The sequence below is a fragment of the Aquiluna sp. Uisw_065 genome, from assembly GCF_047731275.1.
In the GTDB taxonomy this organism is placed as follows: Bacteria; Actinomycetota; Actinomycetes; order Actinomycetales; family Microbacteriaceae; genus Aquiluna.
This window is the reverse complement of record NZ_CP159836.1, coordinates 293,244-319,062: the sequence shown is the minus strand read 5'-3', so window position 1 is coordinate 319,062 and position 25,819 is coordinate 293,244. Positions and strand designations below refer to the sequence as shown.

Genomic DNA, 25,819 nt, shown 5'->3' with positions numbered 1-25,819 from the left:
GCTCTCCTTGATTGTTATGTAGTAAACTCTAGCGAATCACTTTTTCGCTCATTGACTTAGATCCTCGCGATACAGCAATCGCGCCAGACTGAACCAATTCCTTTATGCCAAATGGCTCTAAGACCTTCAAAAAGGCCTGGCACTTGGCGGTGTTTCCGGTGACTTCGATTACGACCGCATCACTCACGACATCAATGACTCGAGCCCTAAACAAAGTTACTGCCTCTAAAACCTGCGACCTAGTCGAAGAGTCGGTTCTAACCTTGACCAACATGTGGTCTCTGGCAACCGAAGTTTCTTCTTCGAGTTCAACAATTTTTAGAACGTTTATTAGCTTGTTTAGTTGCTTTGTTACCTGCTCAAGCGGCTGACCATCCAAGCTGACCACGACGGTAATTCTGGAAACGCCCTCAATTTCAGTGGTTCCCACGGCAAGTGACTCGATGTTGTAACCGCGCCTAGCAAAAAGCGCGGCGACTCGCGTAAGGATTCCTGGCTTATTTTCAACCAGCAGAGAAAGCAAATGCTGAGTCGACATTATTCATCACCATCCCAAATCGGTGCCGCATCTCGGGCATATTGAACCGCGTCATTCGAAATTCCTGATGGAACCATTGGCCAAACCATAGCGTCTCTGCCGACTATGAAGTCGATTACAACGGGTCGATCATTCGTTTCCATCGCAAGCTTGATCGCCGCGTCAACATCCTCGACTTTCTCGACCCTAATTGCCAGGCAACCATAGGCCTCCCCAAGCTTCACGAAATCCGGCACCATTATTGTGTCGGTTCCGGTATTCAAGTCGCTATTGGAGTAGCGAGAGTTATAAAACAGTGTCTGCCACTGTCTAACCATCCCAAGCGACGAGTTGTTGATGATCGCTACTTTTATCGGAATGTTGTTGATGGTGCAGGTTGCCAACTCCTGATTTGTCATTTGGAAGCAGCCGTCACCGTCAATCGCCCAAACTAGGCGATCTGGCTGCGCCACCTTGGCGCCCATTGCGGCCGGAACCGCGTAGCCCATGGTTCCCAGTCCGCCAGAATTTAGCCAAGAATTAGGTCGCTCATACTTGATGAACTGCGCCGACCACATCTGATGTTGGCCCACTCCAGAGGCGAATATTGCCTCTGGGCCAGATAGCTCACCGATGCGCTGAATGACGTACTGAGGAGAGAGCTTCCCGTCATCGGGTTCGCTGTAGCCAAGCGGGTAGCGCTCCTTGAGGCCCTTTAGAAAATCCACCAGTCCTCGTAGTCCGGCTTAGATTCCTTCATCTGCGCCTTCAACTCGGCAATCAACATCAAGATCACAACCTTGGCGTCACCAACTATCGGCACATCTGCGTGACGAATCTTTCCAATTTCTGCTGGATCAATATCGACGTGGATTACTTTCGCACCCTTAGCAAAGCTCTTAATGTCACCGGTTACTCGATCATCAAAGCGGGCGCCGAGGGTAATCAAGAGATCTGATTTTTGCAAGGCGGTTACCGCCGGCACCGTTCCGTGCATACCCGGCATACCTAGTTGCTGCGGATGCGAGTCAGGGAAAGCACCTCTGGCCATCAAGGTCGTGGTAACTGGAGCATGAAGTAATTCAGCCAAGGCAAGAAGTTCCTTACTCGCGTCGGCCCGGATAACTCCGCCGCCAACATAAAGAATTGGCTTATGGGACTTCAGAATAAGTTCAGCCGCTGCTTGCACCTGCTTACCGTGAGGGTCGGTAACAGGCCTGAAACCAGGCAGGTCAATCTTCGGTGGCCAAGAGAACTCGAACTTTCCGTTCTGAGCGTCCTTAGCGAAGTCAATAAGAACTGGGCCTGGCCTGCCGGTAGTAGCTATTTCGTATGCCGCCGCAACAACACCAGGGATGTCCTCAGCTCGAGTCACCAAGAAGCTGTGCTTCGTAATCGGCATTGTTATTCCAACAATGTCCGCCTCTTGAAAGGCATCGGTTCCAATTGAGAATGAGTTCACCTGACCGGTGATCGCGAGCATTGGCACTGAGTCCATGTGAGCATCGGCAATCGCAGTCACCAGGTTTGTAGCACCTGGACCACTTGTCGCAATACACACGCCAAGTCTTCCACTAGCCGCCGCGTACCCTTCGGCTGCGTGACCAGCACCTTGCTCGTGCCTAACCAAAATGTGGCGTAGTTTTTTGGAGTCCATGAGCGGGTCGTAAGTGGGCAAGATTGCTCCACCAGGCAAGCCAAAGACCGTGTCAACCCCGAGCAGCTCGAGCGAACGGATTAGTGCTTGCGCCCCGGTTAGGGTCTCGGTTGCCATGATGTCCTTTTCAACTCGATTATTAGCCGCAGTATGCGCCCTCGGAAGCCGAGTGCACAAGCTTAGAAAATTTAGCTAGCACACCGCGGGTGTAGCGCGGTGGCAATGGCTGCCAGTCTTTACGACGTTCAGCCAGCTCTTCTTCGCTGACGAGTAAATCAAGCGAACGAGCAGCGATATCAACTCGAATCAAGTCTCCATCGCGCACCAGAGCAATTGGTCCACCATCGGTGGTCTCTGGAGAAATATGGCCGATACACAGTCCGGTTGTGCCGCCTGAGAATCTGCCGTCCGTCAATAGTAGAACATCTTTACCCAATCCCGCACCCTTGATGGCGGCAGTGAAGGCAAGCATCTCACGCATGCCTGGGCCGCCTTTAGGTCCTTCGTAGCGAATCACCACCGCATCGCCAGACTTGATCTCGCCATTATTCAGAGCCTCTATGGCAGTTCCTTCGCGATCAAAAACGCGTGCCGGGCCCTCAAAAGTAGCCAACTCAAAACCTGCGGTCTTTACGACCGCACCATCTGGTGCCAACGAACCGTGCAGCACATTAATCCCACCGCGCTTACTCATCGGGTTATTCATGGCGCGAATGATTTTTCCATCTGGGTCCGGTGGAGAAATCTCCGCTAAGTTTTCGGCCATCGTCTTACCGGTCACGGTCATGACATCCCCGTGCATAAGTCCAGCATCGAGAAGTGCTCTCATAAGTACCGGAACGCCGCCGACGCGATCAACATCGTTCATCACGTATTGTCCGAACGGCTTAAGGTCGCCCAAGTGAGGAACCTTGTCAGCAATGCGATTGAAGTCTGCAAGTTGAAGGTCAACTTCTGCCTCGCGAGCTATCGCTAGTAAGTGGAGGACAGCATTTGTCGAGCCACCGAACGCCATCAAAACCGCAATCGCATTCTCAAAAGCAGGTTTGGTCATAATCTGACGAGCTGTGATTCCCTTATCTATCAAGTTCACTACCGCCTCGCCGGAACGGTGAGCCCAAATGTCTCGTCTGCGATCCGCAGATGGTGGAGCAGCCGATCCAGGAAGGCTCATGCCGAGCGCTTCACCGATGGAGGCCATTGTGTTAGCTGTATACATACCGCCACAAGCGCCTTCTCCCGGGCAGATTGCGCGTTCGATCCGACCGAGGTCCTCTTCGCTCATCTTGCCGGCCTTGCACGCACCAACGGCTTCGAAAGCGTCGATGATTGTCACCTGCTTTTCGGTGCCGTCGGTTAGCTTTACCCAACCTGGAGCGATTGTGCCGGCGTACAAAAATACAGATGCAAGATCCAGTCTTGCTGCTGCCATTAGCATTCCGGGCAGCGACTTGTCACAGCCGGCAAGCAGCACTGAGCCGTCCATCCGTTCAGCCTGCATTACGGTCTCGACAGAGTCCGCAATTACCTCTCGGGACACGAGTGAAAAGTGCATGCCCTCGTGACCCATTGAGATTCCGTCCGAAACTGAAATCGTTCCAAACTCCATAGGCCATCCGTTTGCCTGGCGGACGCCAACTTTGACGGCATCCGCAAGACGATCTAGAGACAAGTTGCAAGGAGTCACTTCGTTCCAAGAAGAGGCAACGCCGATTTGTGGCTTAACCCAGTCGTCGTCACCCATACCGACGGCTCGGAGCATTCCACGGGCAGGTGCGCGCTCAATTCCATCGGTTACATCATGGCTTCTGGGCTTCATGTGATTGGTCATGAGTTAATCTTACGTTTTATATCGCGATACTCTGGTCGTGTGGAAAATCTAGACACAACAAAGATCCCGACCGGTCTGGCGCTTTATAATCGAGCCGCCCACCGCGCCAGCAAAGAAGTTATCTACTCCTACTCGACCTCTTTCGGCATGGCTACCAGGGTCCTAAATAAAGACTTACGTGACCACGTCGAGAACATTTACGCGCTGGTGCGGGTGGCCGATGAAATTGTTGATGGCTGTGCTGCTCAGGCTTCCGCGGAATCAGATGGTTTTGACCCCGGCGTGCTGCTAACTGAATTTGAAAACGAAACATATCTAGCATTGACACGCGGCTTCAGCACGAACCTAGTTATACATGCGTTTGCCCTCACAGCCAGAAAAGTTGGAATCAAAAAAGACATCATTGAACCTTTCTTTTTCTCGATGAGGCAAGACTTGACCGAAACGATTCACGATCAAAAGTCTTTCCGGGTTTATGTCTATGGCAGCGCCGAGGTTGTCGGCTTGATGTGTTTGGCGGCATTTGTCCATGGCAGGGATTACACCGAGGAGCAAAAACTACTCTTGGTCAAAGGAGCTCGTGCTCTCGGAGCGGCCTTTCAGAAAGTGAACTTCCTTAGAGATCTTGCATCAGACTTTGACAAGCTTGGACGCAGCTACTTTCCGGATGTCGCCATAAAGACCTTCGATGAGGAGACCAAAGACAGGCTGGTCCGAGATATAGAAAATGACTTGCAAATTTCAGCCTTGTCGCTGCCCCTATTGGAATCATCGGCAAGAAAAGCGGTAACAGCAGCTCAATTTTTGTTTCAGGAGCTCAACAATAAAATATCTAAAACCCCCGCCGAGGAACTAATTCAGGCCCGTATCTCTGTTAACAACTTACGGAAGCTATTCGTGCTTGCCAAAGCCCTATTAGGAGTAAAGCCTTGAGTAATAAAACAGCCGTTGTCGTTGGTGGAGGAATCGCCGGTCTTGCAAGCGCAGCACTTCTAGCTAAGGCAGGGATGAAAGTTCAGCTTTTCGAAGCGAACGCCACCCTTGGCGGTCGAGCCGATGTCTGGGAGAAAGACGGCTTCCGCTTTGACATGGGGCCAAGCTGGTACTTGATGCCGGATGCCTTTGAGCAGTTCTTCAAGCTAATGGGCACCTCGGCCAAGGAACAACTAGACCTAGTGAGACTGAACCCGGCTTACCAAACTCGAAACGAGGGTCTCGGCGATGCACTTTTGATGCCGGATAACGTCGAAGGCATAAAAGAGCTCTTTGAATCGATTGAAGCTGGGGCAGGCGAAGGTCTACAGAGATATTTAGACAGCGCAGAGGATGCCTACGACCTGTCGATTAAGCACTTTTTGTATACAAACTTCCAAGACGCCAGAAGCTTCGTGCAGCCAGAGGTAATTGCGAAACTTGGCCGATTCATGAAGCTACTACTAAAGCCTCTCTATTCATTTTCCGGGGAATACGTAAAAGACGATCGCCTCAAGAAAATGCTGAACTTTCCAGCCGTCTTTTTAGGTGCTTCCCCCTATGACACCCCGAGCATGTATCACCTAATGACACACGTCGACATGAACCAGGGCGTGTTTTACCCGCAGGGTGGCCTCCACAGCGTCATTGAGGCGATTGCCAGGCTCGCTAAGCAATACGGCGTCGAGATTCACACCAGCTCGCCTGTAACAAAGATCCTGACCGACGGCAATAAGGCAGTTGGTCTTCAAGTCGGTTCCTCGGAGTACTTAGCAGATGTCGTTGTCGCGAGCGCCGACCTGCATCATGTCGAGACTAAATTGCTCGAGAAAAAGCACCAGACCTACCCGCAAAAATTCTGGGACAAGAAAATTCCCGGGCCTTCGGCGATGCTCATCTACTTGGGGGTTAAAGGCAAAATAGACCAACTTGACCACCACACGCTTTTGTACACCAAGGACTGGAGCACTAATTTCTCCCAAGTGTTTAGAAAGGCTGATGGAAAGAGCCACGTGCCGTCACCGGCATCGCTTTACATCTGTAACCCCTCCAAGTCAGATGCATCTGTTGCCCCCGATGGGCACGAGAACCTTTTCGTGCTAGTCCCGATTGCCCCAGACCCCGTTATTGGCCGAGGTGGCATTGAGCGAAGTGGTGATGAGGACTTTGAGGCTGCTGCCGACAAGATAATCGATCAGATAGCAGAGTGGTGTGATATCCCAGACCTTCACGAGCGCATCGTGGTTAGGCGCACCATGGGGCCGGGTAACTTCGAGTCGGAACTAAACGCCTGGAGCGGTACCGCACTTGGTATGGCTCATACTTTGACCCAGAGCGCATTCTTTAGGCCAAAAAACTTCTCCAAGAAGTTGAAGAACCTGTTCTACACCGGTCACAACACCATTCCAGGCATCGGCCTACCGATGTGCCTAATTGGTGCTGAGTTGGTTTATAAGCACCTGACAAACGACCGCAGTTCTGGGCCAATTCAAAAAGAACTAACCGAGGTTCAAAGGTGGAAAGGCATTAGTTGATTGATGCCCTAACGCCCTTTGCTTACCTGGCAGCACTTGTTTTATCGACAGTCGGACTTTACCTTCTTGACCGACGTCACAAGTTGGCATTCGCTACATCCCCTAAGGCTGCGGCTCTCTCAATCACAATTGCAGTTGCTCTGTTCTTGGTTTGGGATCTAGTCGGGATAGGCCTTGGGATATTTTTTCGCGGTGACGCCCCTCATCTTTCTGGATTACTGCTTGCGCCAGAACTGCCGCTTGAGGAGCTCTTCTTCCTAATAGTGCTGAGCTACAACTCACTGCTTGTCTACTTAGGCTTTGCAAGGCGGCTGAAAAAATGACCTACCTTTTGCTGAGCGCAACCGTCATGGCACTTGTGGCGATCTACGCGTTCTTGATGCGCCACTGGTGGGTTACAAAACCTTTAGTGGGAACTGCTGCCGTAATGCTGACTCTGACTGCTATTTTTGACAATGTGATAATAGGAACAGGTATCGTCGCCTATGACTCGGAAAAGATATCCGGCATCAAGATAGGCGTTGCTCCCATCGAAGACTTCGCATACACAGTGCTTGCGATCGTTCTAGTGCCATCGCTGTTCAATTTTTTCAGGACTAAATTGTGAAACTAGTATCCAGGCTGGTGGTTTCTTCGAGGCCGATTTCCTGGATAAACACTGCATTCCCGTTCGCAGTTGCGTATTTTCTTGGCACCGGAAACATCGACATAACCTTGATTGTTGGCGCTTTTTTCTTCCTCATCCCATACAACCTTCTGATGTATGGGGTCAACGATGTTTTCGACTATGAGTCTGATCTCACGAACCCTAGAAAAGGTGGGCTAGAAGGCGCTCTTCTGGAGCCCAAATACCACGCAGCAACCCTCTGGATCTCAACCGGACTTGCGACACCATTTGTGATTTATCTTCTTGTAGTCGGCAGTCTTTTTTCTGGGGCCTTACTGCTTTTAGTTATTTTCTCGGTGGTGGCCTACTCGGCTAAGTACTTGCGCTTCAAGGAGATTCCGGTTCTGGACTCTTTCACCTCTGCCCTGCACTTTATTGGGCCGATGCTCTTTGGACTTGCGCTTGCCGGGACAAGCCTCACGAGCGAGGTTGTGATGATGGCATCAATTGCATTCGTCCTCTGGGGCATGGCCTCCCACGCTTTTGGCGCAGTGCAGGACATCAGGGCAGATAAGGACGCGAACATCGCGTCAATCGCCACTTTTTTCGGAGCCCGCCTGACGGTGAAGTTGGCTTTTGGCGCTTATTTACTGGCCGCTCTGATGCTGCTGGGCCTTCCGGGTAGATTTCAGTTTGCGGCCTTAGCCGCCCTCCCCTATTTATTTGTCACCGCAAGGGAGTTTGGAATCACAGATGAAACCTGTGAAACGGCCAACAGAGGTTGGAAAAGATTTATATGGCTGAACTTTTTCGCCGGCGCGATTATCTCGTCGCTCTTGATTGGCCCCGGCTAAATAGCTTTCCAGCTAATAACATGCGATCTTGAAAACCTCGGCGCGCACAGTTTGCAGCTAAGAACAGAACTAGGCCTTCGCATTCGAAAGTGCTTATGACCCGCCGAGCACTCCCCCAAATACTTAGCACTGGATGCGGCGATTACAGCGCCGTCGAGCTTTTCATGACGATAGCCAAGTAAGGACGCTTGCTGTTTCCAATGGCTTCCGTGACCAACAGATCTTCCGACCAAAGCATGCGCAACCTCGTGAAGCAGCACCTGATGAATTTGGTCCAAATTTGCAGTCGCAACAAAATGCTTGCTCAAAGTGATTCGCTTTTTTGAGTAGTCACACTGACCGGCTCTTCTGATTGCCCGATCGAAACCAAAAGAGTAATTGATAACCCCGTGGGCTTGGAACAACTCAAGTGCCATCTGTTCAACCTGAGCATCGGTTATTGAGGAATCACTTTTTTCTAGGGAGGCCATGCTTTTAGGTTTAGCCCTCACAAAGTTCGCTGATGCGCCTGACAGCCTCGGTAATCCTTGGTTTGGAACTTGCAAAATTGAACCGGATAAAGCCCTTAAAGTCATCCTGTGGGCTGTGATCGGGACCTGCGTTTACGGACACCTTCGCCTCGCTCAAAATAGTTTTTGCCAAATCAGAAATTCGATAAGCCTCAAGGTCGATCCACGCCAAATAAGTGGCCTCCATCTGGAACATCTTTGCCTTTGGAAGCCTGGTGGCAACCTCGTGGCGCAAGTGCTCTAGATTGTCCTGCAGAATATTCACCGTTTCATCGAGCCAGGGAGTCCCGGATTCGTAGGCAGCAACCATCGCATGCGCGCCGAGAATCGAAGAGCGCCACTGCATTGAATCTGGCAGCCTTGAAAGCTTTTTTCTTACCTGATCGGACTGGGTTATTAGAAAACCCGCTTTTAGTCCTGCCGTATTCCAGCCCTTCGAACTTGAGGTGATGGTCACTCCTGTTTCAATAGCGTGCTGGCCAAGAGACAAATAGGGAGTGAATGGGCCCCAGCTAAGCGGTGCATGAATTTCATCAGAAATCACCAGTGCGCCAAACTCCTTAGCCATCAGAGCAATCTCAGTCAGCTCTTGAGCCGAGTGAATACGGCCCACTGGGTTTTGTGGTGAGCAGAGTAGATAAACCTTCACTCCGCTTTCAAACTGCTCTCGAATAGCGACCAGGTCCAATTTCCAAGTGTCGCCGTCCAGGTAGAGAGGGGCGTCCGCCGGTTCACATTGCGCTTCTTTGAGCCACCCGTAGAATGACGCATACACGGGAGAATTTATAAGAACCTTTTCGCCCGGAATGGTAACCGCCCTAAGAATTTCAACCGCGGCGGAGGCAACATCATTGGCCAGCTTTATACCACCGGGCTCAATCTTCCAGCCCCATCGGTTTAGCGCGAACTCCTGGAATGCTGGACCGATCTCAGGAAACAGGCCCTGATAGCCAAGGTCAGAATTGGCAACCATTTGACTAATGCGATCTCGAATCGGCTTTGCAACATCAAAGTCCATCTCTGCCACGTGCATCGGCAGGACTTCTTCCGGAAACCTTCGCCATTTAGAGCTTGATCGATTGGCGAAATTGCTAAAGCTATTTGGATCTTGCATGCTTCGATTATGCCCTAGGTGTTGACTTACTGGCTGACAGAAAAACCTAGAAGCCAAACAGCAAGTACCCCGCTATGAAAAACATCACGACAGCAATTAGCGAATCGAGAATGCGCCAGAACTTCAGGGATGATGTAAAAGGCGCCAAGAGCCTCGCGAAGTAGCCCAGGCCAAAGAACCACACAAAGCTTCCAATGCTCGCCCCCAACCAAAACCACCACCTGTCATTTACAAACTGATTGCCGATCGATCCGAGCAAAATAACGGTGTCTATGTAAACATGAGGATTCAAAAAGGTAAGAGCTAGCGCAGTCCCGATTGCCTTTGACGGGTTCGATTTTGCTTGCCCGCTTGCTTCCAAGATGCTGGGTCGAGTGGCCCTTCGAATGGAACCAATGCCAAACCAGATCAGATATGCGGCGCCACCAAATCGCAGAGCCACTAAGACCCACGGAACAGTTTCGATGACTGCGCCGAGGCCCAAGATGCCAGCACCGATCAGAATCGCATCGGCAACCGCGCAGACAAGGACAACAGCCAAAATGTTTTGGCGCTTGAGTCCCTGTCTTAGCACGAAAGCGTTCTGCGCTCCGATGGCGATAATCAATGCCAAGCCGCTGGCAAAGCCAGTAGTGATTGCTAGCACGAGACCCTAACTAAGAATTCGACCTGACACAAAATTGGAAATAAATCTTTGTCAAAGCCTATTGAAAAATTACATGACGCTAGAAATCGGAACCGCAGCACCTGAATTTACGCTTGTCAACCAAGATGGTCAAGGCGTCTCTTTGTCTGATCACTTGGGCAAAAACGTAATTGTCTATTTCTATCCGGCAGCCTCGACACAGGGCTGCACGATTCAAGCCTGTGATTTCAGAGACAACATAAATTCGCTCAATGCAACCGGCTACGTAGTCCTTGGCGTCTCACCTGACAAGCAGAGCAAGCTCAAAACATTTCAAGAAAAGCAAGATTTGAACTTCGATCTTCTTTCCGACGAGGACAGCTTCGTTCACAAGGCCTATGGCGCCTATGGAGCGAAGAAAATGCATGGCAAAGAATACATGGGAACGATTCGCTCAACTTTTGTGGTGGACCCGGATGGCAAAATTAGTCACGCCTTCTATAAGGTCAAAACAACGGGCCATGTTACATTTCTGAAAGAGCAATTCGGCCTCTAGCCACGAAGCGGAAGCAAAACCCCGATTGCAATAAAAACGCCGCCGAAGACTCGGTTGAAATTCTTGCCCGCTCGCACCAAAAGAGGCTTTATTCGATCTGCCAATGAGGCCACGGTGAATTCATAAACGAATTCGATCACCATAAAAGTAATGGCCATCAGTAAAAACTGTGTGAATAGCGATTCTTGCGGGTTCACAAACTGCGGCAGAAATGCAACGAAAAACAGGATTCCCTTTGGGTTACTGACTGCTGAAATGAACCCTTGTCTAAACAGCGTTCTAAACCTGCCATTGCCAGCGTTTTTGGACCTTGAAATATCAATTGGCTCCGACCTAATCAGCTGAATACCTAGCCAAACCAAGTACGCTCCGCCAAGCCACTTCATTATTACTAAAAGCCCTGCCCAGGTCGCCAGCAATGCCCCGATGCCAAACATTGAAAGCCCAATGATTAGACCGAACCCGAGAGAGCCTCCGACTATAGTCGCAAGAGTCTTTTTGGTTCCGTGCAAGGCGCCGTGGGTAAGGGCCAAAAGTCCGTTTGGCCCAGGAGTAAGCGATAGCCCAATTGCCGCAAGAGCGTACAAAGACCAGGTTTGCCACGTCATGTCTAAATAGTGTCAGAAAAACTAGCTATTAACTGATTCTTTCTTCTTGGCGACGACAGCAGCAAGCTTGTCGGGTTTCTTGGTGGACAGACCCGCCACAATCACAAAAGCCGAACCAATAATTACTAGGTTCTTCACAATGTACTGACCCTCGAGGGTTAGACCAAAAGGAATGAACGTGAAGCAAACCTCGGGGAGAAGCACCAGTGGCAAGAAAGTTCCGGGCATCTGAAACGCAAGAAGCACTATTCCGGCTCGCGTTAGCGCAGGAATCAAGAAAGCAACTCCGATAGCAACTTCCCATAGCCCAAGAAGCGGAACAATGATTTCCGGCGTCAGCCAGTAAATGGTTGCCGCAACCAAGTCATAAGCCGGTGACAATTCACCGATCATCTTTAGTGCACCAAACCAAATAAATATTATTCCAATGGCATACCGAAGAAACGGAACACCAATCTTGGTAGAGAACCGGATCATGTATTTGTCGAACTGGCCCTCTAGCTTTGTAACGAACTCTTTGATTATCATTTGGCTCCCTATAGACGCTCGAAATTACGACTTGATAACTGGATTTGAACTGCCAAGCGTCTTTGCCGGCAAGTCATAGCAATAACACGAATGTGGCTGTACGCATTCCCATGGTTACCAAAATGCCCTCGGGAGTGTTCCCTGCTTCAATCGCTCCCGTAATAGAGTGCTAAAGGCACACAGTCAGCAGGTGGGTGCGTTCCCAGAGTTAGTTTTGCTCGCCGAAGTTTACGGTTATTTGCGGCCAGGAATCTTGCAACAAGGGGGAAGTTAGATCACTCAGGCGAAGCTTTTGGTTGCCCTCCTCGTTAAAATTATCCGACGCCAACCAAGTCTCAATCGCGGACCTAACCTGCGGCCATTCGGAGTCCAAAATTGAAAACCAGGCTGTGTCACGACTGTGACCCTTGACAATCGTGGCTTGCCGGAACACTCCTTCAAAAGATAAGCCTAATCTCCCGGCCGCTCTAATGGATGGTGCGTTGAGAGCGTTGCACTTCCATTCAAGCCGTCTATAACCAAGATCAAATGCATTTTTCATCATCAAGTACATGGCCTCGGTAGCGATGGGCTTTCGCTGCATCAATGGCGAGAATGTTAGCCAGCCAATTTCGATTGACGAGGCCTTTGGGTCAACCCGAAGGTGCGAGGAAATGCCGACTGCCTTGTTGGTCCGGGCATCGATGATTGCGTAAAAAACGGGGTCTTCCTGGCCTTGAACGCGCTGAACCCAAGCCGAAAATTCATCCACAGACTGAAAAGGGCCCTGAGGCAAGTAGGTCCATAGTGTGCCGGATGCATCGAGGCTAAACGCCTCGAAGAGATCGACAGCGTGAGCCTCGGCCCCAAGTTGTTCGACCCTGCAAAGAGATCCAGAAATTCCCAGGCCTCCATTCGGAAGCCTAGGCTTGGCGACTTGATTCACCTTGGCGCCAATCGGATCCCCGTTGGCATTCGGCACTGAATTTATGAGCACTAGCTAAGACTAAGGCTCACGCTTCGACAGAGGTAGGGTCCGCTGCGACTTCCTTCCGCGCTCTTAGTCCCGGATTGCGCCTACGGCAGATCAACCCGATCTGCATTCATGACCTTTACCCAAGCAGCCACAAAGTCTGCAACAAATCGCTCGGTTGAATCGTCTTGCGCGTAAACCTCCGCATAGGCCCGGAGCACTGAGTTTGAACCAAATACCAAATCGACCCTGCTGGCAGTGAACTTCACCTGACCGCTGTTGCGGTCGCGCATGTTGTATGAGTTATAACCGCTTGGCTCCCAAACATAGGTCATGTCGGTTAGGTTCACGAAGAAGTCAGTAGTTAGCTGCCCCTCGCGCTCGGTCAGAACACCTTGCTTAGTACCGGCGTGGTTCGCACCAATTGCTCGCAGACCGCCAACTAGAGCTGTCATTTCCGGAGCAGTCAGCCTCATCAGCTGGGCCCTATCTAGCATCAGCTCTTCAGGACTTACGGTGTAGTCCTTCTTGACCCAGTTTCTAAAAGCGTCATGAATTGGTTCAAGTGGCGCAAAAGATTCTGCATCGGTCCACTCCGCTGTCGCGTCTCCGCGACCAGGGGCAAACGGAACTTCAATGTCGTGACCGGCAGCTTTAGCTGCCATCTCAACGCCTAAGTTTCCTGCCAAAACAATAACGTCAGCCACGCTTGCGTTGCTAGATTCCGCGATTGGCTCAAGGACTGAAAGCACACGCTCTAGGCGCTCTGGTTCGTTGCCCTCCCATGAGCGCTGAGGCTCAAGGCGGATTCTCGCACCGTTCGCACCTCCTCGCAGATCACTTCCGCGGAATGTTCTTGCTGAATCCCAAGCGGTTGAGACCATGTCTTCTGCCGATAAGCCAGCAGCGGCAATCTTTGCTTTGAGTGCCTTTAGGTCATAGTCCTTACTTCCGGCGGGAACTGGATCCTGCCAGATAAGGTCTTCGGCTGGCACATCGGGGCCGAAGTAGCGACCCTTTGGTCCCATGTCACGGTGAGTGAGCTTGAACCATGCCTTTGCAAACACCTCGGAAAGTTGATCGGGGTTCTCATAGAAGTTCTTGGAAATTTCGCGATAAATGGGATCCTTGATCATTGCCATATCGGCATCGGTCATAACCGGGTTGTGGCGAATGGTTGGATCTTCAACATCAACTGGCCTGTCTTCCTCCTTGATGTTGATCGGTTCCCACTGCTTAGCACCGGCCGGGCTCTTGACGTTCTCCCACTCGTAGGTGAACAGAAGGTAGAAGTACTCGTTATCCCACCTGGTTGGGTTTGTGGTCCAAGCACCTTCAAGACCGGAAGAAACTGTTTGGTTGCCAACACCACGGGTGGTGTGGTTCATCCACCCAAGACCGGCCTCGTGGAGACCAGCGGCCTCTGGGGTTGCCTCTAAGTTTTCGGCCCTGCCAGCTCCATGCATCTTGCCAACGGTGTGGCCACCTGCGGTGAGCGCAACGGTTTCTTCGTCATTCATGGCCATGCGGGCAAAAGTTTCGCGAACATGCTGCGCGGTCTTCAACGGGTCAGGATTTCCATTGACACCCTCTGGGTTCACGTAGATCAGACCCATCTGAACTGCCGCCAGAGGGTTTTCCATGGTTGAGGCATCATCAACATTTTCATAGCGACTTTCGGAGGGCTCCAGCCACTCCTTTTCACTTCCCCAGTAGATGTCAGTTTCTGGGTGCCAAATGTCTGCTCTTCCAAAACCAAAGCCAAACGTCTTCAGACCAAATGACTCGTAAGCAATGTTTCCGGCAAGAATCATTAGATCGGCCCAAGAGACCTTATTGCCGTATTTCTTCTTCACTGGCCAAAGTAGTCTCCTAGCTTTGTCTAGGTTCACGTTATCTGGCCAGGAGTTCAGTGGCGCAAATCTCTGGTTCCCGGTGCCGCCGCCGCCCCGACCATCGGCGGTTCTATACGAGCCGGCAGAGTGCCAAGCCATGCGGATCATCAGCCCGCCGTAGTGACCCCAGTCCGCTGGCCACCAAGACTGGCTGTCTTTCAGGAGAGCATCCAGATCTTTCTTTAGGGCCTCAACATCTAGCTTCTTGAGTTCCTCGTGGTAGTCAAAGTCTTTGCCAAGTGGGTTGGTCTTCGTGTCGTGCTGGCGCAGGATGTCAAGGCTTAGCGCGTTTGGCCACCAGTCCATCTTGCCTGTTGCTTGAGTGGTCTGGGATCCGTGCACTATTGGGCAGGTGCCTTGCGTTTCCATGATGACTGTCTCCTGAAGTTTCTCGGTCAAGTAAGTCTGGATCGAGAGTCATAAGCCTAACTCCTCGTGCGCGATTGACACTAAGTGCTTATTGGTCAGGCAGGCTAGCCGCACGAATACGAGGGACGCGGACGGGTTTTAGTTCGCGTAATAATCTTGCACTAGAGAGCGTAACTAGACCGCTCACCATCGCTTCTCAGCGGCTCTGTGTTGGCTCATTGGAAACGTTGCATGGCTAAGGTGGAGGTACGGGGTAAATAATCGAAAGAGGCAAAAATAATGAAGCCTGAAACAAAACTTGGCAAGCAGCTGCAAACATTCAATAGGTTTGCAGGCTTGTTTCACCTGATTCAAGCCATTGTGCTGTACTTCATCTTGAACGACGAGACCAAGATCCCAGTTATCACAAGGTTCTTTACCGATACCCCCGATGGCATAAGGCCAATGAGCGAGACCCTGTTCGAATTTCCGATAGCCCTGATTGCTCCGATCTTCCTGTTGATTTCAGCAATCGCACACCTGCTCATCTCTGCTCCGTTCTACATTCAGCGCTACGAGCAAAACATTGCCAAGGGCATCAATCCACCGCGCTGGTGGGAGTATTCAATCAGCTCCTCACTGATGCTGGTTGTGCTGCTGATGCTGGGCGGCCTCATAGAGATTTCAGCAATCGTGTTCATCTTCACGCTGAACTTCATCATGAACCTGATGGGTCTGGTAATGGAAAAGTACAACCAATTGACCGAAAAGGTGAGCTGGTTGCCATTCAACATCGGAGTTGTAGCCGGAATTGTTCCTTGGATTATGGGTGGGCTTTACTTCTGGGTTTCCACCAACAACATTGCGGACGCCATCCCCGTCTATGCGCAGTTTGGTTTCCTTCTTACCTTCATCTTCTTCAACACCTTCGCCATCAACATGTTCTTGCAATACAAGAAGGTCGGTAAGTGGAAGGACTACCCATATGGCGAAAAGGCCTACATAGTTCTAAGCCTTGTATCAAAGTCAGTCCTTGGCTGGGTAATCGTGCTCGGAACACTGGGGCTTTAGCTCACAAGCTAAATTCAAGGCCTTCTTCATTTCGCAGTATTTGGTGAGCAATCTTGATCAGCCGGTTGGTTCGGTTAGCATTCCGGGTCCAACCGGCTGCCTAAGCAACCTAACCAAAGCTCCTACAGTGACCAGCGCCAGCAGGGGTAGAAGAATCTGAACTGAAAAGATTATGTCCGGGTATTGCTGATTCCAATCCGTTTCAGACATGTGGCGAGAGTAAATTCCCCAGAAGGCCCACACCAACACCAGAGAGTATCCTGGCGAGGAATTCACCAGTGCCGTGGCGGTGCCAATCAGCGCTGCAACAATCAATATCACGACTGTCCAAGCTTGCGCTGATAGACCAAAGCCTTCTTCGAATCCTGACTGGACCAACAGCGAAGAAATGTTGGCGATGGTTGCAACAGTCACCCAACCGAAGTAGATAGCGAACGGGAGCCTAACTGAGAGGCTGCTGGCGAAGTCAGTGCGCTTCGCCGTTGTTATCTGGTTGATTTTGTAAAGCGAGAATAGCAACAGGGCAAGAATTAGAGTCGAGAGCCAGAGAAGCTCTAAGCGCCAGGCGATGATCCAAGAGCCATTTAGTAAGTTACCGATAATAAACCAGGGTGTGACACCTCTGATGACTGAAGTATTAGCTGCCAATTGAGTAAAGCTATAGACAGCTAGCCCGAGGTAGATCAGACCCCAGATTCCGAAGGTGAAATCTATTGGCGCAAACAAGGTGTCGTATTTTCTAGACACCCCGCCAACTGACAGCCCGCCTAGCGGAAGGGCTGTAGCAACTGCATTCATGACTAACACGAACCCAAAGCTCGCAAGAGCGAGAATGCGCTGCGGCATATACGGGGCCATGCTCTTGAGTAAACCACAGCTGCGCTTGGTTATCCATCTCCTAAAAATCCCGCTGTGCGGCCGATTCAAATGTTTTGGGTGCGAGCGGTCTTCTATGGCTGAATGTGCTGGAAAGCGAAAAACCCCTGCAATGCAGAGGTTTGTCTGTTTGTTTCTTGGTGCGCCCCCCCGGACTTGAACCGGGAACCCACTGATTAAGAGTCAGTTGCTCTGCCAATTGAGCTAGAGGCGCATCAGCGCAAAAGCATACCACCAAGCGACTGAAGTTATCCAAGGGATTGATGAATAGTCGTAATGCAAATTTGGTGTGCCAAGATAACCAAGTGCCCATTGAACTTATTTTGGCGGTGGCTACCTTTGGCTTTGTAACCTCGGTAACCCCGGGGCCTAACAACACAATCTTGTTTGCCACGGGAGTTAACTACGGCGTGAAAAAGGCTTTGCCGTTTTTGTTCGGAATCATGCTCGGCCTGACCGTAATTCTTACAGCAATTGGATTGGGCCTTGGGGTCGTTTTTGTCACTCTCCCAGGTGTTTATGAAATCCTAAAATATCTGGGCTTTGCATACATTCTGTTCTTGGGTTATTCAATTATTCGATCTGGCTACAAGCCCATTGACGGTGACACCAAGCTGTTCGGTCTGTTTGAGGCAGCTTTTTTCCAATTTGTGAATCCAAAGGTTTGGGTTGTCATGCCTAGCTTCATGGCCTCTTTTATACCGATTGGCTCATCTTTAGAGCAAACGATTGGACTGGTTGCTGTCTTTCTCGCACTCACTTTTCCAGGAGCGCTTGCGTGGGCGGTGTTTGGGGGTCTTCTGAAGAATTTCATGGCCGATGCAAAAAAACGCCTAATTTTCAACTGGGTGGCCGGACTTCTGCTGGTGGCCAGCATGGTCCCGGTTTTATTCATGAGCTAGCTCCGGCTTGCTTGAAAACGCTATCGGCGAACTAGTCGGTGACTACATCACAAATTCCGCTAGCCTGACAACACGTAAGGGAGTTTTATGTCTAACGAAGTTGCACGCTTAGAGCCAGGCGATAAAGCGCCCGAATTATCGCTGTTGAATCAAGACAGCAAATCAGTAACCTCCCAAGAGCTCCTCGCCACTCCAACAATTTTCTTCTTTTTTCCTGCTGCGGGAAGTCCTGGTTGCACGAAAGAGGCGGTTGACTTCCAGGATTACTTAGAGGACTTTGCCGCTCAAGGATATCAAGTAGTGGGCATCTCCCCGGACAGCCCCAGTCGCCTAAAAGAGTTCGCGCTATCGCACGACTTGAGCTTCCAGTTGCTTTCCGATCCAGACTTAGAGGCGCACCGATCTTTCGGCGCTTTTGGGCAGAAGACTCTTTATGGACGGGTTTACACCGGTGTTCTGCGTTCGACGATCGTCACGAATGAAAAAGGCAAAATCGATCAGGCTCTTTACAACGTCAAAGCCACCGGACACACCAACATGCTGAAAAAGCGCCTGGGCATTTAGTCTTTCCGAAAAAGCGCTCTAACCGGCTTTGAGAACATGGCGAAGAAAACCAGCGCCGCTGGTAACAGCAACCCGAAGCCGAGAATTACAAGGCCATACTCGCCTCCGAAGCTTGCTACTCCAATTGAAACAATCAAAAGCTGCATCACGAATGAAGGTGTGTAGGCCCAGCGCTGGAGCCTAACCATCCCGATCGCAACGTTCGAGAGAAACAATGCAGCACCTAAAACGATGCCGGTTAAAAACAGGGCACTCACTAGCGACAGCACGTCTCCCTGAATAATTGACCACGCTGACCAAAGGGCAATTAGCCATAGCACGGCCGACTGGATTGCGGTTATTAATGCCGCTAAGAGCAAAATTTTAGGCTTTTTAGACAATTGGGTCTTGATTTCTCGAGTCGGCTGTGAAACTATTTTGGGAGTTGCAAGAAGGACTCTACCTTCAAATCGGCCCAAAATTCGACCTTAGGAATAACAGAACAATATGGATATGGTTTGGTTAAATAAGGCCCGTTGTCTCAATGCAGACCCAGAGCTATTCTTCCCAGTTGGGAACACAGGACCGGCTCTAGAGCAAATAGAGCAGGCGAAAACCATCTGCCGTCAGTGCGATGTTTCGGCTCAGTGCCTTGAATATGCCATCAAAGAAAATCAAGACACAGGTGTTTGGGGTGGTCTGTCAGAAGACGAGCGCAGATCTTTGAAGCGTCGTTACGCAAGAGCCCGCCGCGCCGGCTAAACAGGTATTTCTAACACCACTCTGGTTCCGCCTCTTATCGGCGAAGTCCAGTTTATTTTCCCACGAAGCTCAGATTCCACGAGGGTCTTGACGATTTGAGTGCCAAGCCCGGAGCCCAATTTACCCTCGAGCAGACCGACTCCATTGTCCTCAACTGTGATTCTCAGAATTTTCTTCTCGCGCTCAGCAGTGACCTGAATAATCCCAGGTTTATCCCCCAGGCCATGCTCTACGGCGTTTGAAACTATCTCGGTTAGAACTAGAGCCAGCGATGTGCTGCGTTCGGCAGGTAGCTCTCCGAAGCTTCCTTCAAACTCTGTTGTAACTTGAGTGTTGTGTGACACGGCGGTTTCGGGAACCAGCGTTAAAATTCTTTTGAAGACTTGGTCGAAGCTCACGTCCTGGTCTACGCCCTCAGTCAAAACATCGTGCACCACAGCGATAGCAGTGACTCGTCGCATAGCCTGAGCTAGCGACTCTTTGACTTCTTCGGACTTGGTCTGTCTGGACTGGATTCTAAGAAGGCTTGCAACTGTCTGAAGGTTATTTTTCACACGGTGGTGAATCTCCCTGATTGTCGCATCTTTGCTTATCAGTTCTCGGTCTCGAACTCGCAACTGGGTTACGTCTCGACAAAGCACAATGGCACCGTTTCTTTTTCCGTCGCTCATTAGAGGGACCGAGCGAAGCGACACCGTCTGGCCCTCAAAGTCAACATCACTTCTCCAAGCTCCCTTGCCGGTCAAGATCAAAGGCAGACCCTCATCGACCTGGTTGAAACCAGTCGGCAGGGCGTTTACGGTTTCCGCAAGCAACCTGCCTTCCAGCTCACCATCGACTCCCGCGGCATTAAAGACCGATAGCGCACTGGGGCTCGCAAACAAAACACGACCCGCAGCATCGAGGCGAATCAGCCCGTCATTGGCTCTTGGTGCGCCTCGCTTGGGAGCGCTGCCTGATTCTGCTGTTGGGTAGTAGCCCTGTGAAATCATCTTCAATAGTTCCTCGCCAACCGCGACAAAATTTAGCTGTAATTTATTTGGCATACGAGATTCACCAAGGTTGGTGTGGCGAGTAATAATCGCAATCGGGACGGAATCCGTTGATTTATCCGGGGCAAACACCGGGTAGGCCGAGACTCTGCTGGCATTGCCCTCAAATCGCTCGAGCTCAGAACCTAGTGCAGGCATCTTCGTGGTCCAAGCTTGGTTTATCTGCTTCGCCCAGTCACTCCTGGGTGAATTGCCAATAATGTCTCTATAGAACAAAGTCGGTGCCGCAGCTGGACGGGCGTGAGCGGAGGCTTCGAAGGTAGTTCGACTGGGAATCCAAAGCACCAAGTCGGAGAATGCCGCATCCGCTACAAGTTGCCAATCAGCCAGCACAGCACTGAGCCAAGATTCGCTTTGAAAGTCTTTGACAGCCACAACTACAGAGTTTACCTTCCCTAGCTCGCATCTAATAGGTCGAGGCTCAGCAGTCTTATGGATTCGCGGGTCTTGGAGTTTTTGGCACACAGGCATAGTGGTTGCGCTTTCAGTAAGGATAGATCTGTGGCGCTGGCATCTTCGGCTATCACTGCCTTAATCTCGAGCCTTGCTAAGCGATGCATTGTGTCTTTTAGTTGCCTATCTGGGTTTTTGCCGATCGTCGACGCGCGAACTCGATTAGCAACCGGCCAAAACTCAAAGTCAGTGTTGCGGCAGTCCCATAAAAACCTGTTTAGGCCGACTGGATCAGCGGCGAATAGACCAAGAGCAAAGTCCGCCTGCTCAATAATTGCTCGTGTTGAAGAGTTTCTGGAGATGTCACTTCCGGAACTAACTAGGCCTTGCTCAAGTTCTGAGGAAACGTCAATAACCACGACATCGAAATGCTCTCTTGAAAATTGGATGAGTGTCGAAATAGATTCAGCATCTAACTCGGGCCAGCGACTCGGTGCGTTTAGCCCCGTCAGCACTCGAAGGCTCTTTTTTCCAAACTGAATCTCTTCGGTAAGTCGGTACAGTTCCTCAATGCTCAGCCTTGAGGTTCGAGCGAGCCTCAGTAAAGCAGTTATGCCGGGCCCGGGTTCAGTTAGCCCAAGACATGCGGCAATTGAGGGTCGATAGCTATCCGCATCAATAATCAAAACCCTGAGGTCCATAGAGGACATTTCGAAACCGATATTTACTGCCATAGTGGTTTTGCCGCTGCCGGCACTCCCCCAAACCGCGATTACCTTCGCACTAAGCATTGCTGGGGTTTCCGCAGACACATTTTCGGCTTCTTGTTCCTGATCGGCTGCGGCTTTGGGTCTAAGAATGTCGGCCAGAGTCATGGAAGGGGCAAAACATAAATTGGGTATCTCGCCGCGACTGCCGCCAGCACCAGAGTCGACTGATCCAGATTTAGCAAGAGCTCAACATCGGGTGCATCCTCTGCAAATAGGCCATCACCAAATTCAATTGCCAGAACCTCGGAAACCGAGACAATCCTTTGGGGCACAAACCCGTCGTCGGTTTCGGTCACCTGCCAAACCGGGACCACGCTCCCAGCAACAATCGAATCAGCTGGCTTCAAGTTTGGGACGAATCGAATTGCAGTCTGGTTCGGCCTTAGTCCTGTGCCAATTAGTCGCAATGGGATTAGCTCCCCTTTGCCAATGACCGCCGTCACGCTGAGGCCATCGGTGGCCGTGTCGGCGGTGACGTAAGCCTCGCTCAGGGTTCCTAGGTCTATTTCGGCGACAACCGTGTCGGCATCGGAGATAAGGGTCCCAGTGGAAATCGTCGATGATGCAACCAGGTAACTCGGCAGTGGTTTAATGGCGCTTGCGAACACGAGCCCGCCAAGCACTAATGACGAGCCTATTAACAACAACACCCAATTTGCTGGTCTTGCTCTTAGCCTCTTTGGCATGTGGCCTCCTTTGCAAGGAAGAGTGGCAAAGTTTTCAATGAACCGCTAAAGGTTTTCCACAGCCGAAACTTCGATTAGCGTCACGACCGAAATTGGGCACCAAACGACTTTTCGTTCTGCAGCGATTCGCAACCAAGGTCCATGTTCGCTAAGCAACCATCCTTTTCTAAGCTGGTTACGCAGACTGAAATTCACCCGCACCGGATTCCGCTGTGCGGCCAACAAATCACTCAGGCTTTTCTGCTGCAGTTCCGGCATTACATTTGCAGCGATCATGACAACTGAGCTAGTCGGAAAAACCAACAGCATTTGATCAACTGTTCCTGCAACAAAGTCGCTACCCACCACTAGATCGGCCAGAAAGGAAACCCCGCCTAGGTGTTCTACTCGAACTACCTCGGCCGGCTTGTTGTCCAATTGGCCAGTTCTGAGAGCTTCAAATTCCGATTCCAGTTCACTAATAATGTCCATGAGGCGCTATTTTGCATCAGGAAATGGGTTATCAAATAGTTATCCACAACGGAGGGGGTTTGACTTCCGTTTTTTTATTGAGGGCAAGAATCAAGAAAAATATGGATTGGAGGAAACATGATCGCGAACCAGCTGAGCAACACTCAGAAAAGCCCCGCAAAGCTATTTGCCGAAATTTCGACAGCCTACATCGAGATTCTCGCCGGGGTTAGGCGCCCAGAACAACTGTCTAGGTGGCTAAGCGATAAAGCCTTCTACGACGTTACACAGCGATCAATGCGGCGAGCTCGACAGCAAGCACTGGCTGGAACTGGCACGCGACCGACGATTATCCTCAGGCAAAGCAAAATTTTCCCAACCGACAAGGACGCTTTTCAGGGCGTCGTGCTCTTAGATATTTCTTCGGTCCTTCGAGCCGTTTCCGTCAGAGCAGAAATAATTAACGGTCGCTTGCGGATTATCGAGATCGTCCTTATTAGCTCTAGTTCTTGAAGAATGAACTTCCCTGAACACCCTGCGAAGGCTTGAGGGGAGCCTGGGTAGGCCGCTGAGGCGCTTTCGCTCCTCCAACAGCTTTGGGATTAGCTTCCTTGCGAACATCCACCTTGCCCTGTTCAGTGGGAGCTGAGTAGGTTAACTGAGCTGGCTGCTGAGCCTGAACCTCTGGCAAGGACTGCTTTATCTCAACGTTAAACAAGAACTGAACGGCTTCTTCCCGAATGCCGGCCATCATCTCCATGAACATGGCATAACCCTCGCGCTGGTATTCGATCAAAGGATCGCGCTGAGCCATCGCCCTTAGACCGATTCCTTCTTTCAAGTAATCCATCTCATAGAGGTGATCGCGCCATTTGCGATCCACAACAGAAAGCATTACGCGACGCTCAAGCTCACGCATAATTTCGATACCAACCTCGTCGGTACGTTTTTGGTAGGCAATGCGGGCATCACTCAGGACTTCTTCAGTCAACCAGCCGGCAGTTATTTTGCTTCTAGAGCCAGCCTCTTGGAAAACTTCGTCCACCTCTAGTGCGATGGGATAAGTGACCTTAAGCTCTGTCCAAAGTGTCTCGAGATCCCAGTCAGCGGAGTTGGACTCCAAGCCGGCGGACTGCACGATTTGGGTTATGACCAAGTCGAGGAATTCCTGAAAGGTGCTAGAAATGTCTTCGCCCTGCAAAATCTGTCGACGATCCGTGTAGATGGCCTCACGTTGGCGGTTCATTACGTCATCGTATTTCAAAATATTCTTGCGGATTTCGGCGTTGCGCCCCTCGACCTGAGACTGCGCCGACATGATTGCCCGGGAAACCACTCCCGATTCAATAGCCGAGTCATCAGGCACTGATGCGCGATTCATGAGAGCCGCCGCCGCACCAGAATTGAACAATCTCATCAAGTCATCAGTCAAAGAGAGATAGAAACGCGACTCTCCCGGGTCACCTTGGCGACCAGAGCGACCTCGAAGCTGATTATCGATTCTCCTCGATTCGTGGCGCTCGGTGCCAAGCACATAGAGCCCACCAACTTCCAAAACTTTTGCCGCTTCAGTAGCAACTTCTTTCTTGAGGTCGTCGAAAACCTCGTCCCACTTAGCTTCGTATTCTTCCGGCTGCTCGTCTAATGTCAGCCCAATTTTGGACATTTGCTGCACTGCCAAAAACTCAGCGTTGCCGCCGAGCATGATGTCTGTTCCTCGCCCAGCCATGTTGGTGGCAACTGTGACAGCGGCGAAACGACCGGCCTGGGCAACAATTATTGCTTCGCGCGCATTGTTTTTCGCGTTTAGCACTTCGTGCTTGACACCTCTTTTGGCCAAAAGCTTTGAGAGATACTCGCTTTTTTCAACGCTGGTGGTTCCGACCAGCACTGGCTGGCCTTTTTCGTGGCGTTCGGCGATATCTTCAACGACCATCCGAAATTTAACTTCTTCGTTCTTGTAGATCAGGTCAGATTGATCTTTTCTTACCATCTTGCGGTTGGTTGGGATCGAAACCACACCTAGTTTGTAGGTGGACATAAATTCAGCTGCTTCAGTTTCGGCAGTACCGGTCATGCCCGAGATCTTGCCGTATAGACGGAAGTAATTCTGAAGTGTCACCGTCGCGAGAGTTTGATTTTCCGGCTTGATTGTTACGCCTTCTCTTGCCTCAATTGCCTGGTGCATGCCTTCGCTGTATCGACGCCCGGGCAAAATACGACCGGTGTGCTCATCAACAATTTGAACTTCCCCGTTCACAACCACGTAGTCCTTGTCGAGCTTAAAAAGTTCCTTAGCCCGGATTGAGTTGTTCAAGAAAGAAATAAGTGGGGTGTTTGCCGTTTCATAGAGGTTGGTAATCCCTAAGTAGTCTTCGACCTTGTCGATCCCGGACTCCAGGACACCGATGGTTCTTTTCTTCTCGTCTACTTCGTAGTCCTCTTCGGCAATCAAATCATTGGCGAGCTTTGCGAAAATACCGAACCAACGGTTCACATCAGCTGCTGCGGGCCCAGAAATAATCAACGGTGTCCGAGCCTCGTCAATCAAGATTGAGTCGACCTCGTCAACGACAGCGAAAAAGTGTCCTCGCTGCACAAGCTCTTGCTTGGAGTTAGCCATGTTGTCTCTTAGGTAATCAAAACCAAACTCGTTGTTAGTCCCATAGGTGATGTCGCACTCGTACTGAGCCCGACGCTCTTGAGGGTCTTGCCCGCTAATAATGCAGCCAGTGGTCATGCCGAGCGCTCGGAAGATTCTTCCCATTAACTCTGATTGATACTTAGCCAAGAAATCATTCACCGTAACGATGTGGACCCCGCGGCCCGGGATCGCGTTTAGATAAGAGGCCAAAGTCGCGACAAGCGTCTTGCCCTCACCGGTCTTCATCTCGGCAATGTTTCCGAGATGAAGCGCTGCTCCACCCATCATTTGCACATCAAAGTGACGCATTCCGAGAGTTCGAACGGAAGCCTCACGCACGGCCGAGAAAGCTTCTGGCAACAGTTCATCCAACGACTCGCCAGCCGCGTAGCGCTCTCGGAGAGTATTGGTCTCCGCCTTTAGCTCTTCGTCACTTAGTTCTTTGTAGTTGACCTCTAAGGCATTGACTTCATTGGCGATGCCCTCTAGTTTTCTTACAAGCCTGCCCTCGCCGGCACGCAGCAGTTTGTCTACAAATAATGCCAAGAGTTACTCCTTGATG

At 50.8% G+C, this 25,819-nt stretch carries 27 protein-coding genes, 1 tRNA gene and 1 pseudogene; 11 read left to right on the top strand and 18 right to left on the bottom strand.

The genetic code is table 11. The features are described from left to right. Positions 1–28: 28 nt before the first annotated feature. The 3 genes and pseudogenes from ilvN to ilvD all read right to left on the bottom strand — a co-directional run bounded on the left by ilvN (position 29) and on the right by ilvD (position 4,005). Positions 29–538, bottom strand: a complete 510-nt coding sequence (gene ilvN, locus ABXT50_RS01605; RefSeq protein ID WP_415274436.1) for an acetolactate synthase small subunit — start codon at positions 536–538, stop codon at positions 29–31. Further along, positions 538–2,291: pseudogene (locus ABXT50_RS01600) on the bottom strand (acetolactate synthase large subunit). The gene ilvN and the pseudogene ABXT50_RS01600 overlap by 1 nt, the downstream one beginning before the upstream one ends. 22 nt (positions 2,292–2,313) lie before the next feature. Then, a complete protein-coding gene (ilvD, locus tag ABXT50_RS01595; protein WP_415274435.1) occupies positions 2,314–4,005 on the bottom strand; it encodes a dihydroxy-acid dehydratase in 1,692 nt (563 codons plus the stop codon). 39 nt (positions 4,006–4,044) lie between these two features. On the opposite strand from ilvD, the gene ABXT50_RS01590 reads away from it, so the two are divergent. From ABXT50_RS01590 to ABXT50_RS01570, 5 genes are read left to right on the top strand one after another with little or no spacing between them, the layout of a single operon-like run. After that, positions 4,045–4,938, top strand: a complete 894-nt coding sequence (locus ABXT50_RS01590; RefSeq protein WP_415274434.1) for a phytoene/squalene synthase family protein — start codon at positions 4,045–4,047, stop codon at positions 4,936–4,938. Next, entirely contained in the window at positions 4,935–6,512 is a 1,578-nt protein-coding gene (crtI, locus tag ABXT50_RS01585; protein ID WP_415274433.1) for a phytoene desaturase family protein, read from the top strand. Before ABXT50_RS01590 ends, crtI begins: the two co-directional genes overlap by 4 nt. After that, on the top strand, positions 6,509–6,835 hold the full coding sequence (locus ABXT50_RS01580; RefSeq protein ID WP_415274432.1) for a lycopene cyclase domain-containing protein: 327 nt from the start codon (positions 6,509–6,511) through the stop codon (positions 6,833–6,835). The genes crtI and ABXT50_RS01580 overlap by 4 nt, the downstream gene beginning before the upstream one ends. Next, positions 6,832–7,119 carry a lycopene cyclase domain-containing protein gene (locus ABXT50_RS01575; protein WP_415274431.1) on the top strand — a complete coding sequence of 96 codons (288 nt, stop codon included), beginning with the start codon at positions 6,832–6,834 and terminating at the stop codon, positions 7,117–7,119. Before ABXT50_RS01580 ends, ABXT50_RS01575 begins: the two co-directional genes overlap by 4 nt. Further along, a complete protein-coding gene (locus ABXT50_RS01570; RefSeq protein ID WP_415274430.1) occupies positions 7,116–7,973 on the top strand; it encodes a prenyltransferase in 858 nt (285 codons plus the stop codon). Before ABXT50_RS01575 ends, ABXT50_RS01570 begins: the two co-directional genes overlap by 4 nt. Here the strand turns inward: ABXT50_RS01570 and ABXT50_RS01565 are convergent. From ABXT50_RS01565 to ABXT50_RS01555, 3 genes are read right to left on the bottom strand one after another with little or no spacing between them, the layout of a single operon-like run. Then, positions 7,970–8,443: a SprT-like domain-containing protein gene (locus tag ABXT50_RS01565; RefSeq protein WP_415274429.1), complete on the bottom strand. Its 474-nt coding sequence runs from the start codon at positions 8,441–8,443 to the stop codon at positions 7,970–7,972. The two genes, ABXT50_RS01570 and ABXT50_RS01565, sit on opposite strands and share 4 nt — an antisense overlap. A gap of 10 nt (positions 8,444–8,453) precedes the next feature. Beyond that, positions 8,454–9,596, bottom strand: a complete 1,143-nt coding sequence (locus ABXT50_RS01560; RefSeq protein ID WP_415274428.1) for a MalY/PatB family protein — start codon at positions 9,594–9,596, stop codon at positions 8,454–8,456. Between the two features lie 46 nt (positions 9,597–9,642). Further along, positions 9,643–10,242, bottom strand: coding sequence for a LysE/ArgO family amino acid transporter (locus ABXT50_RS01555; RefSeq protein WP_415274427.1), 600 nt, complete (start codon positions 10,240–10,242; stop codon positions 9,643–9,645). A 73-nt stretch (positions 10,243–10,315) separates the two neighbouring features. Here ABXT50_RS01555 and bcp point away from each other — a divergent pair, with 73 nt between their 5' ends. After that, positions 10,316–10,777: a thioredoxin-dependent thiol peroxidase gene (gene bcp, locus ABXT50_RS01550; protein WP_415274426.1), complete on the top strand. Its 462-nt coding sequence runs from the start codon at positions 10,316–10,318 to the stop codon at positions 10,775–10,777. Here bcp and ABXT50_RS01545 read toward each other — a convergent pair. From ABXT50_RS01545 to katG, 4 genes are all read right to left on the bottom strand, one after another. Further along, positions 10,774–11,385 carry a LysE family translocator gene (locus ABXT50_RS01545; protein WP_415274425.1) on the bottom strand — a complete coding sequence of 204 codons (612 nt, stop codon included), beginning with the start codon at positions 11,383–11,385 and terminating at the stop codon, positions 10,774–10,776. The genes bcp and ABXT50_RS01545 overlap by 4 nt on opposite strands. Positions 11,386–11,406: 21 nt before the next feature. Next, positions 11,407–11,913: a hypothetical protein gene (locus ABXT50_RS01540; protein ID WP_415274424.1), complete on the bottom strand. Its 507-nt coding sequence runs from the start codon at positions 11,911–11,913 to the stop codon at positions 11,407–11,409. Positions 11,914–12,121: 208 nt separating this feature from the next. After that, entirely contained in the window at positions 12,122–12,889 is a 768-nt protein-coding gene (locus tag ABXT50_RS01535; protein WP_415274423.1) for a GNAT family N-acetyltransferase, read from the bottom strand. An 80-nt stretch (positions 12,890–12,969) separates the two neighbouring features. Then, complete coding sequence (gene katG / locus ABXT50_RS01530; RefSeq protein WP_415274422.1) at positions 12,970–15,129, bottom strand: catalase/peroxidase HPI; 2,160 nt, start codon at positions 15,127–15,129, stop codon at positions 12,970–12,972. A 279-nt stretch (positions 15,130–15,408) separates the two neighbouring features. Between katG and heR the strand changes: the two genes are divergently transcribed. Further along, positions 15,409–16,179 (top strand): heliorhodopsin HeR, encoded by a 771-nt coding sequence (gene heR, locus ABXT50_RS01525; RefSeq protein ID WP_415274421.1) that lies wholly within the window; start codon positions 15,409–15,411, stop codon positions 16,177–16,179. 57 nt (positions 16,180–16,236) lie between these two features. On the opposite strand, the gene ABXT50_RS01520 is transcribed toward heR, so the two are convergent. Next, entirely contained in the window at positions 16,237–17,037 is an 801-nt protein-coding gene (locus ABXT50_RS01520) for a hypothetical protein (protein WP_415274420.1), read from the bottom strand. 156 nt (positions 17,038–17,193) lie between these two features. Then, positions 17,194–17,269, bottom strand: a tRNA-Lys gene (locus ABXT50_RS01515). A 91-nt stretch (positions 17,270–17,360) separates the two neighbouring features. On the opposite strand from ABXT50_RS01515, the gene ABXT50_RS01510 reads away from it, so the two are divergent. Further along, positions 17,361–17,957, top strand: coding sequence for a LysE family translocator (locus tag ABXT50_RS01510; protein WP_415274419.1), 597 nt, complete (start codon positions 17,361–17,363; stop codon positions 17,955–17,957). 87 nt (positions 17,958–18,044) lie between these two features. After that, the gene (locus tag ABXT50_RS01505; RefSeq protein ID WP_415274418.1) at positions 18,045–18,521 is read left to right on the top strand and encodes a peroxiredoxin; all 477 of its coding nucleotides are present in this window, start codon (positions 18,045–18,047) and stop codon (positions 18,519–18,521) included. On the opposite strand, the gene ABXT50_RS01500 is transcribed toward ABXT50_RS01505, so the two are convergent. Continuing rightward, positions 18,518–18,901, bottom strand: coding sequence for a hypothetical protein (locus tag ABXT50_RS01500; RefSeq protein ID WP_415274417.1), 384 nt, complete (start codon positions 18,899–18,901; stop codon positions 18,518–18,520). The genes ABXT50_RS01505 and ABXT50_RS01500 overlap by 4 nt on opposite strands. A gap of 112 nt (positions 18,902–19,013) precedes the next feature. Between ABXT50_RS01500 and ABXT50_RS01495 the strand changes: the two genes are divergently transcribed. Continuing rightward, a complete protein-coding gene (locus ABXT50_RS01495) occupies positions 19,014–19,262 on the top strand; it encodes a WhiB family transcriptional regulator (RefSeq protein WP_040325051.1) in 249 nt (82 codons plus the stop codon). Here ABXT50_RS01495 and ABXT50_RS01490 read toward each other — a convergent pair. The 4 genes from ABXT50_RS01490 to ABXT50_RS01475 all read right to left on the bottom strand — a co-directional run bounded on the left by ABXT50_RS01490 (position 19,259) and on the right by ABXT50_RS01475 (position 22,634). Then, on the bottom strand, positions 19,259–20,689 hold the full coding sequence (locus tag ABXT50_RS01490; RefSeq protein WP_415274416.1) for a histidine kinase N-terminal domain-containing protein: 1,431 nt from the start codon (positions 20,687–20,689) through the stop codon (positions 19,259–19,261). The two genes, ABXT50_RS01495 and ABXT50_RS01490, sit on opposite strands and share 4 nt — an antisense overlap. Positions 20,690–20,709: 20 nt before the next feature. Then, positions 20,710–21,582, bottom strand: coding sequence for an AAA family ATPase (locus ABXT50_RS01485; RefSeq protein WP_415274415.1), 873 nt, complete (start codon positions 21,580–21,582; stop codon positions 20,710–20,712). Continuing rightward, entirely contained in the window at positions 21,579–22,127 is a 549-nt protein-coding gene (locus ABXT50_RS01480) for a hypothetical protein (RefSeq protein WP_415274414.1), read from the bottom strand. Before ABXT50_RS01480 ends, ABXT50_RS01485 begins: the two co-directional genes overlap by 4 nt. 81 nt (positions 22,128–22,208) lie before the next feature. Next, entirely contained in the window at positions 22,209–22,634 is a 426-nt protein-coding gene (locus ABXT50_RS01475; RefSeq protein WP_415274413.1) for a hypothetical protein, read from the bottom strand. A gap of 117 nt (positions 22,635–22,751) precedes the next feature. On the opposite strand from ABXT50_RS01475, the gene ABXT50_RS01470 reads away from it, so the two are divergent. Continuing rightward, positions 22,752–23,126, top strand: coding sequence for an Rv3235 family protein (locus tag ABXT50_RS01470; protein ID WP_415274412.1), 375 nt, complete (start codon positions 22,752–22,754; stop codon positions 23,124–23,126). Here the strand turns inward: ABXT50_RS01470 and secA are convergent. Next, the gene (secA, locus tag ABXT50_RS01465; protein WP_415274411.1) at positions 23,116–25,803 is read right to left on the bottom strand and encodes a preprotein translocase subunit SecA; all 2,688 of its coding nucleotides are present in this window, start codon (positions 25,801–25,803) and stop codon (positions 23,116–23,118) included. The genes ABXT50_RS01470 and secA overlap by 11 nt on opposite strands. Positions 25,804–25,819 lie beyond the last annotated feature (16 nt).